The sequence below is a fragment of the Lacinutrix sp. genome, from assembly GCF_037625555.1.
GTDB lineage: Bacteria > Bacteroidota > Bacteroidia > Flavobacteriales > Flavobacteriaceae > Lacinutrix.
In genome coordinates, this window is the sequence record NZ_JASJHV010000085.1 from 1 (window position 1) to 23,442 (window position 23,442).

Genomic DNA, 23,442 nt, shown 5'->3' on the forward strand with positions numbered 1-23,442 from the left:
TGCTAGGTCTAGGTTTTAAAGAATTTGAATCAGCAAAGAGAACCATATCAGGAATAGAAGTAGTTAGAATGATAAAGAAAAATCAACTGGTGAACCCTGAAAGTTCAACCTACAAATCGTTTATATCATTAGCTTCTTAAAAAATTAAATTAGTTTAAAACTTGATGCTTAATTTTAGCAGATGCGACAGAACCTTAAGTTTTAGATATCTAAATCAACATGTTGCCACTCTGAAAACCCGCCTTTTAAATCATAGATTTTTTTAAAGCCAGCTTTTAACATTTTTTCTGCACATTTTGCACTTCTACCACCTTTTTGACAATATAAGATCACTGGTTTCTCTTTATCTAAAACAGCAATATCTTTATTGAAAGTAGGCGAATTAAAATCTATATTTTGTGAATTAGAAATATGTCCTTTAGTATGCTCTTCAGGAGTTCTAACATCTACCAACAGTACATTTTCTAAATCTATTAATGTTTCCATTTCTTCTATCGAAACTACTGTTATGCTTCCTTCTGTCTCTTTAGAACAACTAAAAACACCTAGAGCAAATATTAGAATAAATAGTATTGTTGATTTTTTCATGATAATTATTTTTGATTGATTAATTGGTTTTTATAAAGACTATCGGTCTACTTCACCTGTCCATTCTGAAAATCCACCTAGTAGATTATAAGCATTTTCAAATCCTAATTGATTCATAATTGCACAAGCTTGAGCACTTCTGCCTCCTGCTTTGCAGTATACATAGTGATTTTTGCTTTTATCAAGCGCTTCTAATTCATAAATAAAGGCCTGGCCTTTAAAAATATTAAGATTCTTAGCCTCTGGTATAAAACCATCCTTTACCTCTTCTTCTGTTCTAACGTCTAATATAAAAGCATTATCATCTGCTTTAAGTTGTTGAGCCCATTGCTCTTGTGTTAAATCTGCCATTATCTTTTTTTAGGGTACAAAGTTAATAAAATTAACGTTTCCTTAAGATATAGACGAAAAAAAACCTGAAGTGTTACAACTTCAGGTTAATTTCTTTAAAAAACTTTGTTTTTTTATGTTTTAATAGAACATCCAATTGCTTTTGTTTCGGTTACATCTATATCATTTCCATCTAACAATGCATTAACAGCATCTTCTAAATATTTATTTTTAACCTCCTCAGCATTCTGAAAATTATCGTCAATAGCACCAATATATTTAACTACATTTCCTTTTTCTGCTTTTTGTACTACATAAATATGAGGTGTTTTAGTTGCTCCAAATTGAGGATAAACATGTTGTCCTTCATCTATTAAATAAGGAAAAGTGAAGCCTTTTTCTTTAGCACGTTCTCTCATATACTTCATTCCATCCTCTGGCTTTACTTTAACATTATTAGGCATGATTGCAATTACTGGGTAACCTTTTGCAACATACATTTTATTTAAACCCTCTACTCTATCTTCATAAGCTACTGCATATGGACAAGTATTACATGTAAATGTAATTATGTAACCTTTTGCATCTTTAAAATCTGCAGAGAAACCATTTTCCCATCTATATTCTCCAACTTAAAGTCTTTTACTACATCTCCAATTTTGTAACCATTATCTACTGTTTTTTTGGCTTTTGTAAAAGACCAAACACTAAAGGTTATTGCAATAAGCAATATTAATTTTACTATTTTTTTCATAATATTTTAATTTAAAAATTTATTGACTTCAGTTTTTAATTCCTCTAAGTATAAAGATTTTTCGTAAAACGCTCTTTTATCATTTTTATAAATTAATGTTGCAGGTATAGCTCCAGACCAATCTTTACTAACCATAGGTATCCAAGTATTCGAATCTACATCGTTTAGAGCAATTACCTTAGATTTTAAGTTATTATTAATAATAAAAGGTTTTAGTTTTTTTTCGTACTGTTTTGGGAAATCTAAACTTACTAAAACAACTTCTACATTTTTAGATTGATATTCTTTATTTAAAGCTTAGAAATAAGGCAACTCCTTAACACAAGGTGCGCACCAGGTTGCCCAAAAATTAACAACATAAATTTTATCGTCATTTATATTTAATAACGGTTCAAGACCATTATAATCATATACTTTCAATATTAAATTTTCAACTGTAGTCTCATCAGTCTTAATAATTTCAGTGCTATTTTTTTCTTGTTTACAAGAAAAAAATAAGACCAATATTAGTAAAAAATATTTTTTCATTTTATAAAAATAACAACCGCCAGTTATTTACAAACTTCTTTTAACAAATATTTACGTTAAAATTAATTTGAAAGTTGAAATTTGATTTCTATATTTGAGCTTTACTATAATATTAACGCTTTCGCGGAAAAACTATGAAAACAACTTTAAATAATACTTGGTGGTGGACGTCTTGAAAAATCAATTCGTGAATTAACTCTTAAGTATATTTAATTAACATACAAAAGGCTTGTCTATCACGACAAGCCTTTTTTTTTTATCACATTATGAAAACTTTTAGCCTTTACACAAATTTTAAAAAAATCTTAGCAGATACTTTTCCTGCTGGAACTTTAAGTAGAGCACCTAAACACAGAGCCATGCAACTAATTGAAAAATACGAAAAAACAAGTCGTGCGTTTTATGGTGGAGCTATAGGTTTTATGGATTTTAATGGTAATTATAACCATGCAATAATGATAAAAACTTTTTTAAGTAAAAATCACGAACTACATTGGCAAGCTGGTGCAGGATTGGTATCTAAATCTAATCCAGAAAACGAATTACAAGAAGTATACAATAAATTAGGAGCATTAACTAAAGCTATAGAATTAGCTAAAGACATTTAATATGAAAGTATTAGTAATAGATAATTACGACAGTTTTACTTACAACTTAGTACACTATTTAGAAGACTTAAATTGTGAAGTAACCGTAAAGCGAAACGACAAACTAGATATAGAAGAGGTTAATGCGTTCCATAAAATAGTATTATCTCCAGGCCCAGGAATTCCTGATGAAGCTGGATTGCTAAAAGCAATAATAAAAAAATATGCAGCAACTAAAAGCATTCTTGGAGTTTGCCTAGGACAACAAGCTATTGCAGAAGTTTTTGGTGGCAAATTAATTAACCTCGACACTGTATTTCATGGTGTAGCTACTCATGTAAATATTACTGTTGACAATGAATATTTGTTTAATAATATGAACAAAATTATTGAGGTAGGGCGTTACCATTCTTGGGTAGTAGACACAAATCTACCAGAACAATTAGTGGCTACATCATTAGATGAAAACGGTCAAATAATGTCGCTAAGACATAGAATATACGATGTTAGAGGTGTACAATATCACCCAGAAAGTGTTTTAACACCAAAAGGAAAACAAATTTTAGAAAACTGGATTAATAATTAATATGAAACAGATACTAAATAGATTAATAAATCACAAAAACATCTCCAGTGAAGAAGCTAGAAATGTTTTAGTAAACATATCTGAAGCTAAATACAACCAAAGTCAAATTGCATCTTTTCTAACTGTTTTCATGATGAGAAGTATCACTTTAGGGGAGCTTCAAGGTTTTCGAGATGCGCTTTTAGAATTATGTATTCCAGTAGATTTATCTAGTTTTAATGCAATAGATTTATGTGGTACTAGCTACAGAATTTGCTAAAGGCGCTATTATTGGATCTGCATTTATTAAACATTTAACTAAAAATGGTTTAAATAAAATTGATTATTTTACAAAAAACATAATAAACTAAAAAGTATTGAAACTTTTAAACGATTATAAAATTATTTTACTTCTCTGTCTTACTTTGGGCTTAGCGCCATTTTTTCCAGAACCTCATCTTTGGGGAAAACTTAAATGGATTTTAGGTGGTGCAAAAAGCATGCAGCTTAAAGATTAGCTAGATGTGGTAATACATGGTTTTCCATGGATGCTTTTAATTCGTTTAATTATTATAAAACTCCTATTTAAAAATGCCTCTTAACATTGTATTAATAGAACCCGAAATACCAAACAACACAGGAAACATTGGAAGACTTGCATTAGCTTCCGGCTCTAATCTACATTTAGTAAAACCATTTGGTTTTGAGATTACAGATGTAAGGTTAAAAAGAGCTGGTTTAGATTATTGGCAACATCTTAACTTACATTATTACGAAAATATTGAAGAATTTTTTAGCAAAAATAAAACTGAAAAAATGGTTTTCTTGTCTAGCCATGGCACAAAAAAACATTGGGATATTAATTATACCGAAGACTTGTTTTTGGTCTTTGGAAAAGAATCTAAAGGATTACCAAAATCTATAACAGAAAATAATGCTGATAAATTATTTAAAATCCCTTTATATAGCGATCATGTTAGAAGTCTAAACTTAGCTAACGCAGTGAGTATTATAGTTTATGAAGGCTTAAGACAATTGGATTTATAGAATAACTATCCATTGTTTTTCTTTAAATACTCTAAATACATAGTCTCAACCTTAGTTCGAGCCCAAGGCATACGACGTAAAAATTTTAAACTAGATTTTATAGATGGATTATCTGTAAAGCACTTTATTTTTATATTATATCCCATATATTCCCAACCATAGTGCGCTTGTAAATCTGTAATGATTTTTTCTAGCTTTATACCATGAAGCGGATTATTTGGTTGAAATTCCATTATATACTTTCAATCATTTTCTTAATTTTCACTGCTTTTTCAAAGTGATCTAGTTGGTGTTTTTCTATCCACCAAGTTGCTGCTTCCATTAATAACTTTGGGTTATCGTTCTTGTTTTTAAAGAAAGCATAAAAAGAGAGTCCTACACTATCTCATTTTTTTGCAATTTTTGCATTGCACACTTCAATTATTTTATTTTTTAAAATTGAGGTCATTTGTTTAGCTTCTAGATCGTCTTTCTCCACCAGAACGTCTATCGTTACTAGAACTTCTACTCTTATTATTACTTCGGCTTCTTCCTCCATTTCTAGAATCAGTATTTCCTTTAGTTCTCTCTCCAGAGCCTTTACCAGAACTTTTAGCTTTATTTCTTGGTTGCCTGTTTTGACCTGGTTTAATTGGTTTAGTAGATGCATTTGGATCTGGTTCAAATCCTTCTAAAACCTCAACTGGTAACCTCTCTCCTATTAGCTTTTCAATATCTCTTAAAAAAGTAGTTTCATCTGCACTCACAAAAGAAATAGCAACTCCATTTGCTCCTGCTCTTCCTGTTCTTCCAATTCTATGAACGTAATCTTCAGAAACATTTGGAATTTCAAAATTAATAACATGTGGTAATAAAGGAATATCTAATCCACGTGCTGCAATATCTGTAGCAACCATAACGCGTACTGTACCCTCTTTAAAACCTTTTAAAGCTTTAGTTCTTGCACCTTGACTTTTATTTCCATGAATGGCTGCAGCAGAAATACCTGAAGCTATCATCTTTTTTGTTAAATTGTTAGCTCCATGTTTAGTTCTAGTAAACACCAAAACTTGCTTCCAATTACCTTCAGAAATTAATTTAATTATTAGTCCTGTTTTTAAACCTTTAGCGACTCTGTATACTTTTTGAGAAATTGCTTCTACAGCAGTATTTTCAGGTGTTGCTTCTACCTGTACAGGGTTTTTAAGTATTGTATATGCTAATTTTTTAATGTCTTTAGAGAACGTAGCCGAAAACATTAAATTTTGTCTTTTGTCAGGCATTAGTTTCATCACACGTTCTATATCGCGTAAAAAACCCATATCAAGCATTCTATCTGCTTCATCTAATACAAATATTTCTATACGCTTAAGTGAAATGTGTCCTTGGTTTACCAAATCTAACAAACGTCCTGGTGTTGCAACCAATATGTCTACTCCATTTCTAATATTAGATACTTGAGGCTTTTGGTTTACACCACCAAAAATAACTGCACTACGTAAATTTAAAAATTCGCTATACTCCTTAACATTAGCATACACTTGTGCTGCTAATTCTCTTGTTGGTGTTAATACCAACGCACGAATAGGTCTAAATTTTTCTTTTGGGTTTTCGCTTAAAATGTGAAGCATTGGCAAGGTAAAACCAGCGGTTTTTCCAGTACCTGTTTGTGCAGATGCCAAAACATCGTAACCATCTAAAACTGGTGGAATTGCTTTTGCTTGAATAGGAGAAGGTGTAGTATATCCTTTTTTACTAATTGCTTTTAGTATAGGCTCAGAAAGGCCCAATAATTTGAATGACATAGATTTAGTTTATGAGATAAACTCTAACTATCTAGGCTATCTCTTTTTATTAAGCTGCAAAGGTAGTGCTATTTTATGTTTTTGTAGTAAATTTGATAGATGATAGTTTATAAATTATGGTTTAGTAAATAGAACTCGATAATGCATTCTTGGTCTTTGACACTATCCATCTTGATTTTATAAAAAACAAAACACACCTATTATGACAAAAAAGAATGTTTTTTGGATTACAAATTAACGAGCTATTGCTACTATTTCAGTAATATTTCTAAATATTGCTGCTCCAATATTATACAAATACAATAAATTGCCGTTATTAACTTGGCAAACTGGAAACATTTATGATAGTATTGTTAGATTTTCTGTTCCTGTTTTTTTATGATTTCCGGAGCCCTTTTATTAGATAAAGATTATCAATTAAACGATTTCTTAAGTAAGCGTGTTCTTAGAATATTACCTCCTTTTATTTTTTGGAGCTTAATTTATGTTTTCTATGACGCTTTTATTCTTGGTAGCAAGTCTTATGAGTTTTTTGAATTTTTAAACCTTTTAATTAATAAACTCTTACACGGAAGCCAATATCATCTGTCGTTTATTTATACACTTCTTGGTTTATATCTATTTATTCCAATATTAATAAAATGGATAAAGCATGTTAATAAAAAGGAAATTCGTTATTTTTTGATCATTTGGTCTTTCACAATTCTATTTGCAACTTCTAATTTTAATAAATTCTTACCCAAAATTGAATTAATGAATTTTTCTGGGTTTCTGGGATATATGGTTTTAGGTTATTATCTATCAAAATTAAAACCAATAAAAAAATATAAGCTTATTTTTTTATTTAGTATGGGCGTGATTTTTACAATATTAATAACCTATTCTTTAACAAAAGAAGCCTCTAATTTTAATGGGAGTTATTATTGGTATTTAACACCTAATGTTTTGGTTAGCTCTGCTGCAATCTTTCTGTTTTTTAAAGATATTGTTAACGATGCACCACAAAAGTACGATTCTGCATTTGCAATTGTTTATAACACTGCAAAAAAACATAAAGAAGCGCTAAATGTTTTATCAAGACTTAGCAATATTGATGGTTACAGAGATACTGCAAGCTATAATAAACAACTTTACACAGCTTACTTAGGACTTGGAAAACCTTTAGAAGCAAAGAAATATGCTACAAAATAAGTATTAATTAAAATAATTTTTTTTAACCCTTAAGGCGTAGAATTAGAAACCTGCAATAGTTTCCCATTATAAAATTTATTACCGTTTAAAGAAAAATCTGCTATGTATTCTGCCATTTCTAATGCAGTAGTTGGTGCTTGGTAACCAGGAAAGGCTTCTTCTAGCATTTCCGTTTGTACTGCTCCTAAAGCTAACACATTAAAACTTGGTCCAGTTTCCTTATACTCTTCGGCTAAAAGCTCTGTAAGAGTTACAACAGCGCCTTTACTAGAACTGTAAGCAGACAAACCAGGAAACTTTACGCTTCCTTGAACTCCACCCATAGAACTTATAGTTATAACGTGACTTTCTTTTTTCATGAACGGTAACATACAACGTGTCATTTCGGCTACTCCAAAAACATTTGTTTTATAAACGTTCTCAAAATCCTCCATCGATGTTTCTGCAAACGGCTTATTTAATAAGGTTCCTGCATTATTAATTAAAACATCTACATGCTTCCATTCTTTAGAGACATAATCTTCTACTTTTCTATAATCCTCTTTTTTTCCTAAATCGAAAGCAAAAGACTCTATATTATCAAAATTAAGATTACTTACTTTTTGTTCGTTCCTAGAGAGCGCTAATATATTATGTCCTTGATTGGCAAATATGTGTACCAACTCAAAACCAATACCTCTACTTGTTCCTGTTATTATAATATTTTTAGCCATTTTCTTACTCGTTCATTTTAATAACTTGTGTTGGAGCATTTGCCATTTGCACTAAAACAGGTACCAATTTGTTAATTAATTTTGTCATAAATGGGTAGTCTAATTTGTCTACCTCATCGTCTACATGATGATAAAAATCAAAATTAGTTAAGTCACATGAAGATACTGTATGACATGGTGTTTTAAACGCTTGATAAAACGCATAATTATCTGAACGTTTGAATAAGCCATATTTTTTAGCCACGTCTGATGCGCCAATTAACTTTTCTCCTGCATAATCATTCATTACCTCTGCTAGGTTAGATAATTCATGACCTGTAATAAATGCTTGATAGTCTCTTCCTATAAAAGGAACACCAATCATTTCAATGTTAATCATTGTGTATAAATTAATATTATTTTCTTTTAGTTTTTCTGCTAAATGTTTAGAACCTAATAATCCTTTTTCTTCTGCAGTAAATGTTGCAAAAATGATGCTTCTTTTATTGTTTTTTTGTTCTGTAAAATACTTTGCTAAAGACAATACTCCACTTGTTCCTGCTGCATTATCGTTTGCTCCATTTGCAATAGTATCACCATTTACATCTTTTGCTGATCCAATATGATCATAATGGGCTCCTATAAGAATAAACTCATCTTTTAATTTAGGATCTGTACCTTCAAGGTAACCAACAACATTGTAGGCATCTAGTTCTCCAATAGTAAAATTATCACGATAGGTTTCGAAATATGGTTTTAATCCATAATTTTTAAACTGTGTTTCTATATAATTTGCTGCTTCGTTTATACCTTCGCTTCCTGTATCTCTTCCTTCTAAATCATCTGAAGCTAAAAAAGACACCATACCTTTTATTTCCTGTTCAGTTACAAAGTTTGTAGTATTAACTTTTGCCTCAGTTTCATCAACCGTTGTAGTAGTTGTCGTTGATTTTACGGGATTAGATTCTGTTGATGCTTGTTTAGTGGAATCGCAACTTATAAATAAGGTTAAGAAACTTAGAATTGTGAGAGTTTTCATTTGTTTTATATGTTTGTTTATAAAGATAAAAAACCTGAATCAAATTCTTGAGTCAGGCTATTAATATAGTGTAAAATAGTTTATAGTCTATTTCATTTTTTTATTCGACTTTTTTGCAAGACGTTGAACTTTTTTATTTAAGTCTTTCATTAATTTGTCGACAGCACTTTCGCACATTGGTTGTATTTTACTTGTACTCATAACAGGAATACCACCAACCATAACAGCTTTCTTTTTTAATCCTGCTATTTCACGAAATTGAAAAATACTATTGTTGTCTTTTGTAAATAAATCTATACTATATCAAGCTTGAACACTTACGTAGCCCATACTTCCTATTCCGGTTTTAACAAACCCGAAAGATAGATTAACAAACATAATAGCATCTACTCCTAAAGCCTCTGCTACTTCCTTTAAATCTTTTACATTCTTTCTATAACTTGGTATTACATTGTATTCTTCAATAGACGTTGTTGTTTCTACATCTGTTAAAAAGGTATTACCTTCTTGGTAAGTAGGCACAAAGGCTTGGTAAGTTTCATTAGATAACACTTCTGCCTCGTCGATAATTTCAAAATCGAAATTCTTTGTGTATTCTGCAAAAAAGGCTTGATGTAACTTTTTTAATGGTTCGGTTAAATTAAAATTAGGATCGTCACTTAGTTTAGTGTTTTTGGCTATTAAATCTGCCGAAGCACTTAATACTGATAAATCAATAGTTTTATCTGCATAAAAAGTAACAACAGCTACTTTCTTTTTTTGAGCATTGGATACTAACATTGATAACGTTAGAAATGCCAAAATTATAATAGACTTTGTGTTTTTTATTTTAATTTTATTTTAAGTTATTTATTGAAAATACTGAAATTAGTTTAAACCAACATGGTTACTGGATTTTCAATATAGCCTTTTAGTGTTTGTAAAAACTGAGCTCCAGTTGCACCATCTACTGTTCTATGATCGCATGCTAGAGTTAATTTCATTGTATTTCCAGCAACTACTTGTCCGTTTTTAACTACTGGCTTTTCAACAATGGCACCTACAGATAGTATTGCAGAATTTGGTTGATTGATAATTGAAGTAAAACTTTTAATACCAAACATTCCTAAATTAGAAATAGTAAAGGTACTGCCTTCCATCTCATCTAAAGATAATTTTTTATTTCTTGCTTTTCCTGCGTATTCTCTAACAGCTGCACCAATTTGTGGTAAACTTTGCTCGTTTGCAAATTTAACTACTGGTACTAATAGTCCATCTGTTACTGCTACTGCTACACCAATGTGTACATGATTATTTAATTGCATTCTATCCTCAAACCACTGTGAATTCACTTGCGGATGTTCGCGTAATGCTAAAGCACATGCTTTAACAATCATATCATTATAAGAGATTTTTACTTCTGGAATAGAATTGTATTGTCCTCTAAATGCTATTGCGTTCTCCATATCAAACTCCACATTTAAATAATAATGTGGTGCAGTAAACTTAGATTTTGCTAAATTTTTAGCAATTGTTTTACGCATGTTTGAGTTTGGTACTTCGTCGAAATCTTCTTGACCTGATGCTACAAACTTCGCAGTTGATGCAGAAGCTGTTGCAGATGGCGTAAAGTTCTCGATATCTCGTTTTACTATACGTCCATTTTCACCAGAACCTTTTACTTGGTTTAACTGAATTCCTTTCTCTTCGGCCATTTTCTTAGCTAGAGGAGACACAAAAAGTCTTCCTGCAGCCTCTGAAGTTGAAACAGTCGCTTGTATCTTCTGTTTTGGTGCTTCTTGTTTTACTTCTGCTTTAGGTACTTCTTGTTGTTTTGGTGTGTCTTGTTTTGGTGTGTCTTCTTTTTTAGCTGAATTGTTTCCAGCTGTTAAGTTTTTTGCAACAGAAGAAACATCTGTTCCTTCAGGACCTATAATTGCTAACAAAGAATCTACTTTAGCTGTATCTCCTTCCTCTAAACCTACATGTAATAAGGTTCCAGATTGAAAAGATTCAAATTCCATTGTAGCTTTATCTGTTTCAATTTCAGCAAGGATATCGCCTTCTTCTACAGTGTCGCCTATTTTTTTTAACCATGTTGCCACAGTCCCTTCTTCCATTGTATCACTTAAACGAGGCATAGTAACAACTATAACACCTTCTGGTAATTCTTGAGATGGACTAGACTCATCGCTTTTACTCTGAATGATAGTTTCTGGCTTTTCTTCTGCTTTAGTTTCTTTTGCTTCAGAAGAATTTCCGTTTAATAAACTTGAAATATCTTCATCTTCATCTCCAATAATTGCTAAAAGCGTATCTACTTTTGCAGTCTCTCCTTCTTGAATACCAATATGAAGTAGCGTTCCTTCGTTAAAAGATTCAAACTCCATTGTTGCTTTATCTGTTTCAATTTCAGCTAAAATATCGCCTTCCTCTACTTTATCACCTACTTTTTTAAGCCAACTTGCTACAGTGCCTTCTTCCATTGTGTCGCTTAAACGCGGCATATTTATTACTTCTGCCATAGCTTATTTTATTTTATGCTCGATAAATGGGTAATCTTCTTGTTCGTAAACGGCATCATACATGACGCTTTTTTCTGGATATGGAGACTCTTCTGCAAATTTCTCACATTCAGCAACTAATGCTTTAACTCGTTTATCTATTACTTTTATATCGTCTTCGCTGGCATATCCTTCTTTTAAAATAACATCTTTTACCTGCTTGATTGGATCAATTTTCTTGTATTCTGCAACTTCATCTTTTGTTCTATAATGCTGTGCATCTGACATTGAGTGCCCTCTAAAACGGTATGTTTTTACTTCTAAAAATGTTGGTCCTCCACCTGTTCTAGCTCTTGTAATAGCCTCATCAAAAGCTTCTGCTACTTTAATAGGGTTCATACCATCTACAGGACCTGAAGGCATTTCGTAACCACGACCAAGTTTCCATATGTCTGTATGATTTGCTGTACGCTCTACACTTGTTCCCATTGCATAACCGTTGTTTTCACAAACGAATACTACTGGCAAATTCCAAAGCATTGCCATATTAAATGTTTCGTGAAGCGAACCTTGTCTGGCTGCACCATCTCCAAAACAACAAATAGTTACTGCATCTTTATCGTGGTATTTATCTCCAAAAGCAATTCCTGCTCCTAGTGGAATTTGTCCTCCAACAATACCATGTCCTCCATAAAAACGGTGTTCTTTTGAAAAAATATGCATAGAACCACCTAAACCTTGAGAAGTACCAGTTGCTTTACCATAAAGCTCTGCCATTACACGTTTAGGATCAACTCCCATACCTATAGGTTGAACGTGATTACGATATGCAGTAATCATCTTATCTTTGGTTAAGTCCATAGCATGTAATGCTCCTGCTAAAACTGCTTCTTGACCATTATATAAGTGAAGAAACCCTCTAACTTTTTGTTGAATATAGACTGCAGCTAGTTTGTCTTCAAACTTTCTCCAGAATAACATATCCTCGAACCACTTAAGGTAAACTTCTTTGGTTATTTTTTGCATTTTGGTATCTGTATTCTGTAAATTTAAAACCTTTTTAAATTAAGATGTCATTTTTAAAACCGACTCTTCTTTGCTCTATCTTTTGTAGATTGATTAGATAAACTAAACAGTTAAAAAAATATTGCAATAACAAAAGTAACACTTTGAATTGGTATTGCAAAAGTGAAAATTAACTAATGTAAAACGAATTTGATGTTTTATTTTACGAAAACGTTATAGATTAGAAAAATCGAAACCAAATGGTAATAAATTTGCTAATGAATTAGATTTCATTACACTTCCAGTTTCTCCCATAAAATAAATTTCTATAGACTTGTCTTGTTTTGTTTCATACTCTGCAATAGTCTGCCTGCAAGCTCCACAAGGAGGTATTGGCTTATTGGTTTTTTGGTTTTGAGAGGCTGCAGTAATTGCCATTTTTAAAACCTTGGCTTCTGGGTATTTAGCACCTGCATAAAAAATAGCAGTTCTTTCTGCACATAATCCAGATGGATAAGAAGCGTTTTCTTGATTACTTCCCGAAACAATCTTACCATTATCTAACAAAAGAGCTGTGCCAACATGAAACTTAGAATAAGGAGCATAAGCATTATCTCTCGCTTCTATTGCAAACTGCATTAAATTTTGAATCTCTTTAGGTGTCTCTTCTAAGCTATCGAAAACATATAGTTTTGATTCTATTTTTACTTCTTTCATAGTTATTGAATATGGTAACATAAACTAATTTAGACAAAAAAACTATTGCGTAAAGCAATAGTTTTTGTTTTTTTAGGTGTCAATATAATATTAATATTCTGTATACTCTCCTTCTCCAAGATTAAACGTTAGAGAAAAACGCAGCGTACTTTCTAATGGGCTTTGCACTTTTGATGCAGAAAATAAATAAGATAAATCTACATTTATTACGTTGTATTTAAACCCTGCTCCTAAAGCAAAAAACTTACGTGCTCCTTTGGTTTCATGCTCGTTAAAATAACCTGCTCTAAAAGCAAAAGAGTCTTGATATAAATATTCTAGGCCTACAGCATAAGTAAATTCTTGTAATTCTTCTTTTCCTCCTCCTGGAGAATCACCAAAAGATTGAAAAATTCCTGAAACGAAATCTACATTTGGATCTTGTCCTGAAATTATATAGTTTTCTTCTGTACTAATAAATTCATCATCTGTAGTTGTAGGATCGTTATCTGGAAGATCGTATTGACCATTTCCATTATTGTCTACATATTCTATTCTAACTCCATATACAGGAGGAGTTGGCACTAATAATTTAGCAAATTCTGCTGTAACACCTAATTTGTTGTATTGGTCGAAAATAAAATCGAAACCACCACCTATACGTAATGTTGTAGGTTGAAAGTTTTCTTGCCCACCTTCATCGTACTTAAATTTAGGTCCTAAATTTTGAAGTGCAAAACCACCTCTCCATCGACCATTAAAATCGTTGTAAGCTTCTTCTTCACTTTGGTAATATCCTGAAATATCTACTCCAAAAGTACTTGCAGCAGTTACATCATTATCACCAAAATTTAGTTTTAAATCTGAACGCAAGTAACGCATTCCTACTGCCATACCAAACTGATCGCTTAATCGTAAAGCATAAGATATATCTACTGCTAATTCGTTTGGTTTTTGAATTAATTCTTCAGAAAACTCATCTTCTACAAACGCAATCTCACCTAATGAAAAATACCTAAAACTAGCAGCAAAAGCACTTTGTTCATTAATTCTATTAAAATAAGTAACGTTTCCTAAAAAGATATCATTTACTAATTTACTTAAATAAGGTGTGTAACTTATTGCGACACCTGACTTATCTGTTGAAAACACATATTTTGATGAATTCCACTGCTGTGAAAAGGCATCTGGAGATGTTGCAACTCCCATATCTCCCATTGCTGCAGCTCTTGCATCTGGTGCAATTAATAGAAAGGGCATTCCTGTGGTTATTACTCTAGAATCTTGATAAGGTTCAATTTGAAATGAGCTTTGGGCATTGCTTTTAAAAGCAAAAACAACTAATATTATTATTAAAATATTTCTTTTCATATATCAATTTTATTTAACAAATATAATTCTTTATTATAGTATTACAAGTTTCTCGATTTTTTCTACTGTTTTATTTGTAGCGCTAGAATGTACTTTTAGTTTATATATGTATGTACCTTTTCCAATTTTATCTCCAAAATCGTCTCTTCCATCCCAAATAATATCTCTAGATGTTGAACTTGTAGATTTTGTACCAACTCCAGTTGTTTGCCCATTTAGTGTTCTCACTAGTTTTCCAGAAACTGTAAAAACTTGAACAGACACGTCTAATATTTCTGAACTATTGTGGCTAAACCAAAACTCTGTGTAGTTTACAAATGGATTTGGATAGTTAAGAACGTTTTCGATTATTAAATGTTCGTCTTCATTAAAAACTCTAAACTGTAACTCGCTTGTTGAAGAATTATTATAAACATCCCAAGCTTTTAATGTTAAGGTATGCAATCTAGGCTCTAAGTCTCTTAATGGAAAACTTAAACTCCCTCTTGTGTAATCGTCTAATTCGGTAACATAATAATTATTTAAAACATATGGATTAACTTCGTCACCATCTAATATTCCTACAATATCATGACCAATACCACTTGCGGTATTAATTCCGTTTTCGTCTTGCAATTTTACTAATAAGGTAGGAGATTCATTAGTTATACCTCCAGAAACAAAATTTTCATCATTCATGTATAGATTAATATTTGGTCCTTGATTGTCTTCTGCTGCGTTTTGGTTTATTCCTCCTATTTGTACTGAATTTGTATTTGCTCCAGATTGATCACTAGCAGGAGCTTCTGTAAACGCATAAAAGCTTACTTTTCCGTAACCTACAGGAATACCTATATCTCTAGGCACAATAAAATCGAATTCAAATTTACCATTTGTAACTGTTGATTGCCCTCTAAATATTACCTCACCTAAAGTTTCATATTCTAATTTAATAAGCTCACTGCCTTCAAAAGTATTATCATTTGCTAATGTTTCTCTTTGTATTGGCTTATCGTATATAGTAGTAATTAATTTACCATTATAATTTGTTAAAAGATTACCAGCTTCATCTGTAACTTCTCCTTCTAGTTTTGCATAACTTAGTGCCTCTAGTATTTCTGTATTTCCAGCTATTGGAATATCGTTAATTTTAGTTAATCGCACATCTGGCTCTGGGAAAGCCAATTTTAAAGCTGGATCTCCTATGTAGAAAACTAAGTATTTTTGTCCAATTCCTGCAATACTATTATTATTTTTTGCTAACCTAAGTGCTTCTGCCATTGTTGGATATTCGTTGTCGGCATAATTATCTGTATCACTGTAAGAAAACAAATACTCTTCTAAAATGGTATTAAAAGTAACACCTACGGTTACAAAAATCTGTCGCGTTGTAGATATTAAAGAAACTGCTCCTCCACTCTTATTCCAATAGACTAGTTCTCCGGCTGTATCTCGCAATGGGTTATCAAATCTAGTATATTCACAGGTAACAGTTACAAAACAAGTTAGCTTACAATCATTTCTAAGTTCTTGAGCGTCATTTTTTTGAAAAAGCCTTTCGTATCCCCAACCATCTTCTCCTCCATGTCCAAAATAATTCATTACTAAAGCGCCATTCTCTATAGCATTAGAAACTGCAGTAGTAACTTCCGGATAGCGATCTCCACCTGCAGATGCTTCTTGTTGATAAGAATCTGTATGAATTTTTACTGCATTTAAAAAAGGCTTCTCTGTTGTAATTAAATCAGCTATCTCATCTGTGGTTTCTTGAAGCACTCTTTCCCAAGCGATATCTACATCATCTGAGATAGCAATAATATTATTTCTCCAACTACCAAATGCTTCTTTAGAATAATAGACTTCCACCTTATCTACCATTTGTTTTGCTTGTTCTGGTGTATTTGCTAATATTCTACCAACAGCAATATCTAACAAATTTGAGGTCACCATTGTGCCTTCGTTTACATCCATCATCCCATAAAAGTCATCTGAAACAAATGAGTTAGTTAGATTAAAACTATCATAAGCGTGCCATGAGGGTAAATTATATGTGTTTGAAGATATTCTACCTTTGTAATCGAATGAGCTATCACCAAATAGACATAGATATTTTAATCTATTTTCTGGAGAACTTGCATTATTATAAACATAGCGAACCATATTTCTAATTGCCGAAATATCTTTATTACCTGTATTAAACTCGTTATAAATTGATTCTTCAGTTACAACTTTTACATTTAAATTATTTTTAGTTCTATTAATTTGAGCTAACCGTTCTGCCTGAGCTAAGTGTGACTTTGGTGTTACTATTAAATAATCTACGTCTAGAAAACCGCCTTGATTGTTATTAAAAATTGTTCCTTTTATATTTTGATTTACAACTGATGAATTTCCCAAAAGCGTAGGCTCATAAAAATCTGACAACGTTAGTGCTACATATTTTTTTAAACTACCTAAATTTGCCTTAAAATTTATTGTGGATTCCGTATTCAGCTTATTGGTAATGTTATTAATATCTGTTATATCCCAGATCTCTGATACATTATTAGCATTATTTAAAGTATACATACCAACACCAGTAGCTTGGGCAGTAGACCTGTTGTAAAACTGTAACTGATTACCGCTAAAACTCAACTCTCTTGTTGCTTCTAAAGACAAATAATCTATATAACCTACAGCACTTGGCACACCTTGTTTATCGTAATTAACCTGAACAGAAACATTGTCTGATACTACTGGTACATCTCCTGTATAATTTGCACCAACTCCATAATTAAAATCTTCAAGACCAGGAGTTGTAATTGTTGTAACAGTATTACCATTAAAATTAATTGTCCATGTTGCAGAATTATCTGAAGTTGAAGCACCATTAAATACAAACTTAATAGGTTCCGTATTAACTAAATTAGGGAAACTAAAATCGAAAGTCTTAGTTGTTTCAATGTCTAATTTATCTCCAAACCATCTTCTCCCAACGAAAGCAAGATTAAATTCGTCTACCTCATGAAATTGATAGTCTTGAAAAGTGATTATAGTTGTAGTAGCATTCTCTGTTGGTTCAACCATATTTTGAATTCTCTTACCAGTTCCAAAACCAACGTTTATATAATAAAAGGTAATATCTTGATATACATTTAAGTTTGTATTAATTAAAGCATCTTCAACATTTCCTTTTGGTCCCACTCCATAAAACAAAACATAATCATTATCATTAAAAACAGCATCTTCCTCACCTACAACTTTAATTGCATTTTCTACAGGATCAATTGGGTAATTATCATCATTTAAGTAAGGAATCATTTGCCCACCATTACCATAAATTTTTAGAGACCTTGGGTCTATAGAACCTGTATTTACACCAAGATTATTTAGAAAGTTTTTAGACAATTTAAACACTCCTGATTTTTTAATTCCAAATTTATACCAGTTTCCAGTATTTAAAATAGAATTAGATATTGGTTGTTTATTATTCTTATTAAAAGATGTAATTGAATTTGAATAGTTGACAGTGAATGAGGTTACTTTTTTGTAAGTGTTATTTCCTGTTTTAACAATAGCAGAAACCGTTAATACAGACTTTATATCTTCTCGAGTCTGTGCATTTTTTAAACTAAACTTAATAGAGGTTGGTATTGTTTTTAAATCAAGATCTTTTAATTCAGATTTAGGTATTGAGGTATACTTTACATTTGATAACGACACACTGCTTTCGTTAATATAGGTATTGCTTTCCCACTGTGAGACAAAGTTAAGACCATTAATAAAACTAAAACTGTAATTTTCTTGAGGAGAAAAACTAGGCACAGTAATACTATAACCTTCTGTATTTAGGGTTTTAGCAGTATTCCAATTGAGACTAAATTTCTTTTGCTGTGAGTATACCAAAGTACTAATTAGCACCGTGATGACAAATAATATCTTTTTCATTGTATTGAATAACGTGATAATTTCAATGTTATTATTACATTTTAATTATTTTTATTAAAACGTTTCAAAATTACAATAATAAATTAAAAGAACAGACGTTATAATACCTCAAAACATTTATTGAAATACAAATAAATTATCGATGTATTGTAAATAAATAGGTTTAAACGTGATAATTTTTTAACTTAATTTTATAAAATAACTTGTAGAGTTAGGTAGAATTATTATATTGCGTATCCAATAAATAACATAATTAGCTTACCTAAACGTATCAGTATGAAAAAAGTAATTGTATCAAGGATTTTAATGTTATTAGCAGTTTCATTAACCTTGGTTGGATGTGGTAGATCTGGTGGATCGAACGTAGATAGTGCCACTGGTTGGGAAATTAATGCTAAAGAAGGCGGTTTTCAATACAACACAAAATTTAAAGAACAAGAAACTCCTCCTGGAACTGTTTTTGTAGAAGGCGGTACTTTTACTAAAGGGCGTGTTCAAGATGATGTCATGCATGATTGGAATAACACACCAAACCAACAACATGTTCAGTCTTTTTACATGGATGAAACAGAAGTAACTAATCAAAACTACTTAATGTATTTAGAATGGATTAAGCAAGTTTACCCACCAGAAGACGAAAATTTTAGAAAAATATATGAAGGTGTTGTTCCAGATACTTTAGTTTGGAGAAACCGTTTAGGTTACAATGAAGTAATGACTAACAACTACTTACGTCACCCAGGTTATGGACAATATCCTGTAGTTGGTGTTAGCTGGATACAGGCAGTTGAGTATGCTAATTGGAGATCTGATAGAGTTCAGGAAAAATCACTTCAACAAGAAGGATACCTTAAACAAGATAGCCAATACGAAGCAACAGCAGATGCTAACTTTAGTACAGACACATACATAAATGCTCCTACTCAAACTTTTGGAGGTAATGAAGATATATTAAGAGGCGGAAAGCTAAAGGCACAAACAGACGCTAATGGTGAAGAAATTAATGTATACGCTTCTAGAGAAACAGGCATTATTTCTCCAAAATACAGACTACCAACAGAGTCTGAATGGGAATATGCTGCTTTAGGATTATCTGAAATTAGAAGTTACAATTCTTACAGAGGTCGTAAAAAATATCCTTGGGATGGGCAATACACACGTTCTGGAAAGCGTAAAGTTAAAGGAGATCAATTAGCAAACTTTAAGCAAGGAAAAGGTGATTATGGCGGAATAGCAGGATGGTCTGATGATGGTGCAGATATTACTGCACAAGTAAAATCATACTCTGCTAACGATTATGGTTTATATGATATGGCTGGGAATGTTGCAGAATGGGTTGCAGATGTTTACAGACCTATTGTTGATGACGAGTTTAATGATTTTAACTACTACAGAGGAAATGTTTATACAAAAAACGTTTTAAATGATGATGGTACTGTAAAAGTTGTAACAACTGGTAACATTGTTTACGACACATTGCCTAACGGAAAAGTTATAGCTAGAGATTTACCTGGAGAAATTGCTCAAAAACCAATTGATGAAGATGAAACTTATTTAAGAACAAATTTTGATAGAAGTGACAATCGTAACTTTAGAGATGGAGATAGACGCTCTTCTAGAGTATATGATGATTTTGATGAGGAATCAACTGGTGGTGAAGAAAATTCAACTACTAACAAAATGTACAATTCTCCAAAGCATAGAACTGAAGTAGATTCTACTGGTAAAATGATAAGAGAATGGGATAAGAGTTCTAAAAGAACTTCTTTAGTAAATGATGAAGCTCGAGTTTTTAAAGGTGGATCATGGAAAGATAGAGAATATTGGTTAGATCCAGCACAAAGACGTTATTTCCCACAAAATATGGCAACAGACTATATTGGATTTAGATGTGCGCTTTCTAGAGTTGGTTCAAAATCTAAATCTACAAACAAAACGAAAAACTAATAATAGTTTTAAAATAATATTAAAAGTCCTAACGTATAGTTAGGACTTTTTTTATACTTTTATTTTATGAAAACAGAAAAACTACACAGCCTATTTTTAAAGTGTAACAGTATATCTACAGACACAAGAAAAATATCTAAAAACACAATGTTCTTTGCCTTAAAAGGAGACAATTTTAATGGTAATGTTTTTGCCGAACAAGCACTAACAGAAGGTGCTAAATATGTGATAATAGACGAGCCAGAATATAAAAAATCTGAGCAAACTATATTAGTAGATAATGTTTTAGAAACACTTCAAAATCTGGCTTCATACCACAGAACATATTTAAACACGCCAATAATTGCATTAACTGGTAGTAATGGTAAAACAACTACTAAAGAATTAATAAATACAGTACTTTCTAAAAAATATAATACAACAGCTACTATTGGCAATTTAAATAACCACATTGGAGTTCCATTAACGCTTTTAGCTATGTCTAAAGAAACTAAAATTGGAATCGTAGAAATGGGAGCAAATCACCAAAAGGAGATAGAGTTTTTATGCAACATTGCTAAACCAGACTTTGGTTATATAACAAATTTTGGAAAAGCACATTTAGAAGGATTTGGAGGTGTTGAAGGTGTTATTAAAGGGAAAAGTGAATTGTATAATTATTTAATTAAAAATAATAAACATGTATTCTTAAATGCGGATGATGATATTCAAAAAGAAAAATTAAATACTTACGAGCAAAAATTTGGGTTTTCAGAAATAGATATTGATTACTTTAATATTAAGTTTATTAGCGCTAATCCATTTGTATCATTAAAAACAGGAAAAACATTAATTACATCTAAATTAGTAGGTAAATATAATTTTACAAACCTTTGTACTGCAATAATAATTGGCAACTATTTTAATGTTTCTATAAATGAAATAAAAGAAGCGATAGAAAATTATGTTCCTACAAATAATCGTTCGCAAATTATTAAGAAAGAGAGCACCAAAATTATTCTAGATGCATATAATGCAAACCCAACTAGTATGACTGCTGCTTTAAAGCATTTTAGTGGTTTAAAAGACAAAACGAGAATAGCTTTTCTAGGTGATATGTTTGAATTAGGAAATGAAGCGAAACAAGAACATCAAACCATTGCAGATTTAGCAACTAGCCTAAAACTTGATAAGGTTTATTTAATAGGTAAAAACTTTTCTGAAACTGAAATAAATACTACTGAAATAGTACAATATGGTACTTTTGAAGAATTAAAAGAGCATTTAAAATCTACAAAGATAAAAAATGCTACACTTTTAATTAAAGGCTCTCGTGGAATGGCTTTAGAGCGCTTGTTAGAATTAATATAAAAACTTTACAAAACGTCTAAGAAAGTCTTAAACATACTTCTATAACCTTCGAATCCTTTGGTTGAATCCCAAAGTGCTCTTGAACCATGAATACACTCTTCTTTAGGTTTGTAATAAAAGAGGTTATTAGTTTCCATTTTACTAATCAAAGTAGTTAATGCTTTAGTTTCGGAAAGCGAAGCCGTTACAAATGTTGGCTTCTCTAGAGCTTTAACTTCATTTTGAATACTTATACCTTTAAAATACTCTCCAGAACTAAAAGCAGCAACTGCTTTTACTTTATCATTATCCTTTGCTATTAACATAGCTAATGTAGCTGAATAAGAACTCCCAACTACTAATATTCTCTTATTACCATTATGTTTGTAAACATAATTAATTGCTGCTATAATATCTGGCTTAGCACTTATATAATCTGTATCCATTTTATTTGTTTTAGCAAATTTTGCTGTTTCATTAACAACTCCATTAACCTTATCTCCTGACCTTTGGTCTATTGCCATTACAGAATAACCATAACTGTTTAAAAGTAAAGCTGTTTCTAGATATTCACCACGACTAAAATTAGCCTGATGACATAATAAAATAGTTATTGGGTTATTATTTACTTTATATACATCTGCAGTAATTTGTAAATTATCTTCAGATGTAAATGTTATTGTTTCTTTAATCATCTGTTTGGATTCATTTAAATCATCTTTAACAACTGCGATTTCATAATTAATGTTAGTTAATTCGTTATTCGTTATGTCTTTATTATTTTTACAAGCAAAAATTAATAAAGCTACAAAAATATAATTAATAAATTTTTCATGACTTAAATTTTATTAGAAGAGTCTTAATAAATATTTAAAATAAGATTTATAGAATAAAAAAATCCCAATGAAAACAATCATTGGGATTTTTAATTTTAAGTGGGCGACAAGGGATTCGAACCCCTGACCCCTTGGGTGTAAACCAAGTGCTCTGAACCAACTGAGCTAGTCGCCCTAATTATTAGGTGTGCAAATATACACGAGATTTTGATTACACAAAAGTTTTTTTGAAAAAATTTTTAAATTATTTCTGCAACAACAAAAGTACTGCCTCCTATATAAATAACATCATTACTATTAGCGTTAACTAAAGCTTTTTTATATGCTTCATTTACAGAATTATAGGCTTGACTAATTAAGTTTTTATCTTTAAAATGCTTTAAAAGTTTATTAGAATCTAAACCTCTTTGAATATTTGGTTTACATAGGTAATATGAAGCATTAATTGGTAAAAGATCTACAATAGTATCTAAATCTTTATCATTTACAACTCCAAAGACTATATGTAGTTTGTTAAATGTTTCTCTTTTGAGCTGGCTTATTACAATTTCTAGGCCTTCTCTATTATGTGCTGTATCACAAATAACTTTAGGTGACTGCTTTAAAATTTGCCATCTACCTAACAAACCAGTATTCTTTACAACATTTAGAAGCCCATTTTTTATACTTTCATCAGAAATATTAAATTGTTGTGATTTTAGTTGTTCTATGGATTGAATTGCTGTTTGGATATTTTTAACTTGGTAAGACCCTTTTAAATCAGA

The 23,442-nt window shown here is 31.1% G+C and carries 20 protein-coding genes, 1 tRNA gene and 6 pseudogenes; 9 read left to right on the forward strand and 18 right to left on the reverse strand.

The features are described from left to right. Positions 1-201: 201 nt before the first annotated feature. From QNK89_RS07390 to QNK89_RS07405, 4 genes and pseudogenes are all read right to left on the reverse strand, one after another. Positions 202-588: a rhodanese-like domain-containing protein gene (locus QNK89_RS07390; protein ID WP_340170381.1), complete on the reverse strand. Its 387-nt coding sequence runs from the start codon at positions 586-588 to the stop codon at positions 202-204. Between the two features lie 39 nt (positions 589-627). Next, complete coding sequence (locus QNK89_RS07395; RefSeq protein WP_340170382.1) at positions 628-939, reverse strand: rhodanese-like domain-containing protein; 312 nt, start codon at positions 937-939, stop codon at positions 628-630. A gap of 113 nt (positions 940-1,052) precedes the next feature. Then, a pseudogene (locus QNK89_RS07400) lies at positions 1,053-1,672 on the reverse strand (thioredoxin family protein). A gap of 6 nt (positions 1,673-1,678) precedes the next feature. Beyond that, on the reverse strand, positions 1,679-1,807 hold the full coding sequence (locus tag QNK89_RS07405) for a hypothetical protein (RefSeq protein WP_340170383.1): 129 nt from the start codon (positions 1,805-1,807) through the stop codon (positions 1,679-1,681). A gap of 692 nt (positions 1,808-2,499) precedes the next feature. Between QNK89_RS07405 and QNK89_RS07410 the strand changes: the two are divergent. The 6 genes and pseudogenes from QNK89_RS07410 to QNK89_RS07435 all read left to right on the forward strand — a co-directional run. After that, a pseudogene (locus QNK89_RS07410) lies at positions 2,500-2,808 on the forward strand (chorismate-binding protein); the annotation flags it as partial. 1 nt (position 2,809) lies between these two features. Further along, entirely contained in the window at positions 2,810-3,373 is a 564-nt protein-coding gene (locus tag QNK89_RS07415; protein ID WP_340170384.1) for an aminodeoxychorismate/anthranilate synthase component II, read from the forward strand. A 1-nt stretch (position 3,374) separates the two neighbouring features. Further along, positions 3,375-3,614: pseudogene (locus tag QNK89_RS07420) on the forward strand (anthranilate phosphoribosyltransferase); the annotation flags it as partial. A 1-nt stretch (position 3,615) separates the two neighbouring features. Continuing rightward, positions 3,616-3,723 (forward strand): annotated as a pseudogene (locus tag QNK89_RS07425) (tryptophan synthase subunit alpha); the annotation flags it as partial. 6 nt (positions 3,724-3,729) lie between these two features. Next, positions 3,730-3,870 carry a hypothetical protein gene (locus QNK89_RS07430; RefSeq protein ID WP_340170385.1) on the forward strand — a complete coding sequence of 47 codons (141 nt, stop codon included), beginning with the start codon at positions 3,730-3,732 and terminating at the stop codon, positions 3,868-3,870. A 73-nt stretch (positions 3,871-3,943) separates the two neighbouring features. Then, positions 3,944-4,399, forward strand: coding sequence for a tRNA (cytidine(34)-2'-O)-methyltransferase (locus QNK89_RS07435; protein ID WP_340170386.1), 456 nt, complete (start codon positions 3,944-3,946; stop codon positions 4,397-4,399). Positions 4,400-4,404: 5 nt separating this feature from the next. Here QNK89_RS07435 and QNK89_RS07440 read toward each other — a convergent pair whose 3' ends face one another. The 3 genes and pseudogenes from QNK89_RS07440 to QNK89_RS07450 form a co-directional block, all read right to left on the reverse strand. After that, positions 4,405-4,632 (reverse strand): VF530 family protein, encoded by a 228-nt coding sequence (locus QNK89_RS07440; RefSeq protein ID WP_340170387.1) that lies wholly within the window; start codon positions 4,630-4,632, stop codon positions 4,405-4,407. Then, positions 4,632-4,769: pseudogene (locus tag QNK89_RS07445) on the reverse strand (DUF6500 family protein); the annotation flags it as partial. The gene QNK89_RS07440 and the pseudogene QNK89_RS07445, both read right to left, overlap by 1 nt. 82 nt (positions 4,770-4,851) lie before the next feature. Beyond that, positions 4,852-6,183, reverse strand: a complete 1,332-nt coding sequence (locus tag QNK89_RS07450; protein ID WP_340170388.1) for a DEAD/DEAH box helicase — start codon at positions 6,181-6,183, stop codon at positions 4,852-4,854. A gap of 378 nt (positions 6,184-6,561) precedes the next feature. Here QNK89_RS07450 and QNK89_RS07455 point away from each other — a divergent pair, with 378 nt between their 5' ends. Further along, complete coding sequence (locus tag QNK89_RS07455; protein WP_340170389.1) at positions 6,562-7,374, forward strand: acyltransferase family protein; 813 nt, start codon at positions 6,562-6,564, stop codon at positions 7,372-7,374. Positions 7,375-7,403: 29 nt separating this feature from the next. On the opposite strand, the gene QNK89_RS07460 is transcribed toward QNK89_RS07455, so the two are convergent. The 8 genes from QNK89_RS07460 to porU form a co-directional block, all read right to left on the reverse strand. Beyond that, complete coding sequence (locus QNK89_RS07460; protein ID WP_340170390.1) at positions 7,404-8,087, reverse strand: SDR family oxidoreductase; 684 nt, start codon at positions 8,085-8,087, stop codon at positions 7,404-7,406. A gap of 4 nt (positions 8,088-8,091) precedes the next feature. Beyond that, positions 8,092-9,105 (reverse strand): M20/M25/M40 family metallo-hydrolase, encoded by a 1,014-nt coding sequence (locus tag QNK89_RS07465; protein ID WP_340170391.1) that lies wholly within the window; start codon positions 9,103-9,105, stop codon positions 8,092-8,094. Positions 9,106-9,408: 303 nt separating this feature from the next. After that, positions 9,409-9,885 carry a hypothetical protein gene (locus QNK89_RS07470; protein ID WP_340170392.1) on the reverse strand — a complete coding sequence of 159 codons (477 nt, stop codon included), beginning with the start codon at positions 9,883-9,885 and terminating at the stop codon, positions 9,409-9,411. 92 nt (positions 9,886-9,977) lie between these two features. Beyond that, positions 9,978-11,609 carry a pyruvate dehydrogenase complex dihydrolipoamide acetyltransferase gene (locus tag QNK89_RS07475; RefSeq protein WP_340170393.1) on the reverse strand — a complete coding sequence of 544 codons (1,632 nt, stop codon included), beginning with the start codon at positions 11,607-11,609 and terminating at the stop codon, positions 9,978-9,980. A gap of 3 nt (positions 11,610-11,612) precedes the next feature. Next, positions 11,613-12,614 carry a pyruvate dehydrogenase (acetyl-transferring) E1 component subunit alpha gene (gene pdhA, locus QNK89_RS07480; protein WP_340170394.1) on the reverse strand — a complete coding sequence of 334 codons (1,002 nt, stop codon included), beginning with the start codon at positions 12,612-12,614 and terminating at the stop codon, positions 11,613-11,615. Between the two features lie 213 nt (positions 12,615-12,827). Then, complete coding sequence (gene cdd, locus QNK89_RS07485) at positions 12,828-13,310, reverse strand: cytidine deaminase (protein WP_340170395.1); 483 nt, start codon at positions 13,308-13,310, stop codon at positions 12,828-12,830. 90 nt (positions 13,311-13,400) lie between these two features. Then, a complete protein-coding gene (gene porV / locus QNK89_RS07490; RefSeq protein ID WP_340170396.1) occupies positions 13,401-14,660 on the reverse strand; it encodes a type IX secretion system outer membrane channel protein PorV in 1,260 nt (419 codons plus the stop codon). A 33-nt stretch (positions 14,661-14,693) separates the two neighbouring features. Beyond that, the gene (gene porU, locus QNK89_RS07495; RefSeq protein ID WP_340170397.1) at positions 14,694-18,566 is read right to left on the reverse strand and encodes a type IX secretion system sortase PorU; all 3,873 of its coding nucleotides are present in this window, start codon (positions 18,564-18,566) and stop codon (positions 14,694-14,696) included. A gap of 276 nt (positions 18,567-18,842) precedes the next feature. Between porU and gldJ the strand changes: the two genes are divergently transcribed. Both gldJ and murF read left to right on the forward strand, forming a co-directional pair. Beyond that, positions 18,843-20,513, forward strand: a complete 1,671-nt coding sequence (gldJ, locus tag QNK89_RS07500; RefSeq protein ID WP_340170398.1) for a gliding motility lipoprotein GldJ — start codon at positions 18,843-18,845, stop codon at positions 20,511-20,513. Positions 20,514-20,579: 66 nt separating this feature from the next. After that, the gene (gene murF, locus QNK89_RS07505) at positions 20,580-21,863 is read left to right on the forward strand and encodes a UDP-N-acetylmuramoyl-tripeptide--D-alanyl-D-alanine ligase (protein WP_340170399.1); all 1,284 of its coding nucleotides are present in this window, start codon (positions 20,580-20,582) and stop codon (positions 21,861-21,863) included. 5 nt (positions 21,864-21,868) lie between these two features. Here murF and QNK89_RS07510 read toward each other — a convergent pair whose 3' ends face one another. The 3 genes and pseudogenes from QNK89_RS07510 to QNK89_RS07520 form a co-directional block, all read right to left on the reverse strand. Then, positions 21,869-22,537: a dienelactone hydrolase family protein gene (locus QNK89_RS07510; RefSeq protein ID WP_340170400.1), complete on the reverse strand. Its 669-nt coding sequence runs from the start codon at positions 22,535-22,537 to the stop codon at positions 21,869-21,871. Positions 22,538-22,778: 241 nt separating this feature from the next. Continuing rightward, positions 22,779-22,853, reverse strand: a tRNA-Val gene (locus QNK89_RS07515). Between the two features lie 64 nt (positions 22,854-22,917). Next, positions 22,918-23,442: pseudogene (locus QNK89_RS07520) on the reverse strand (bifunctional folylpolyglutamate synthase/dihydrofolate synthase); the annotation flags it as partial.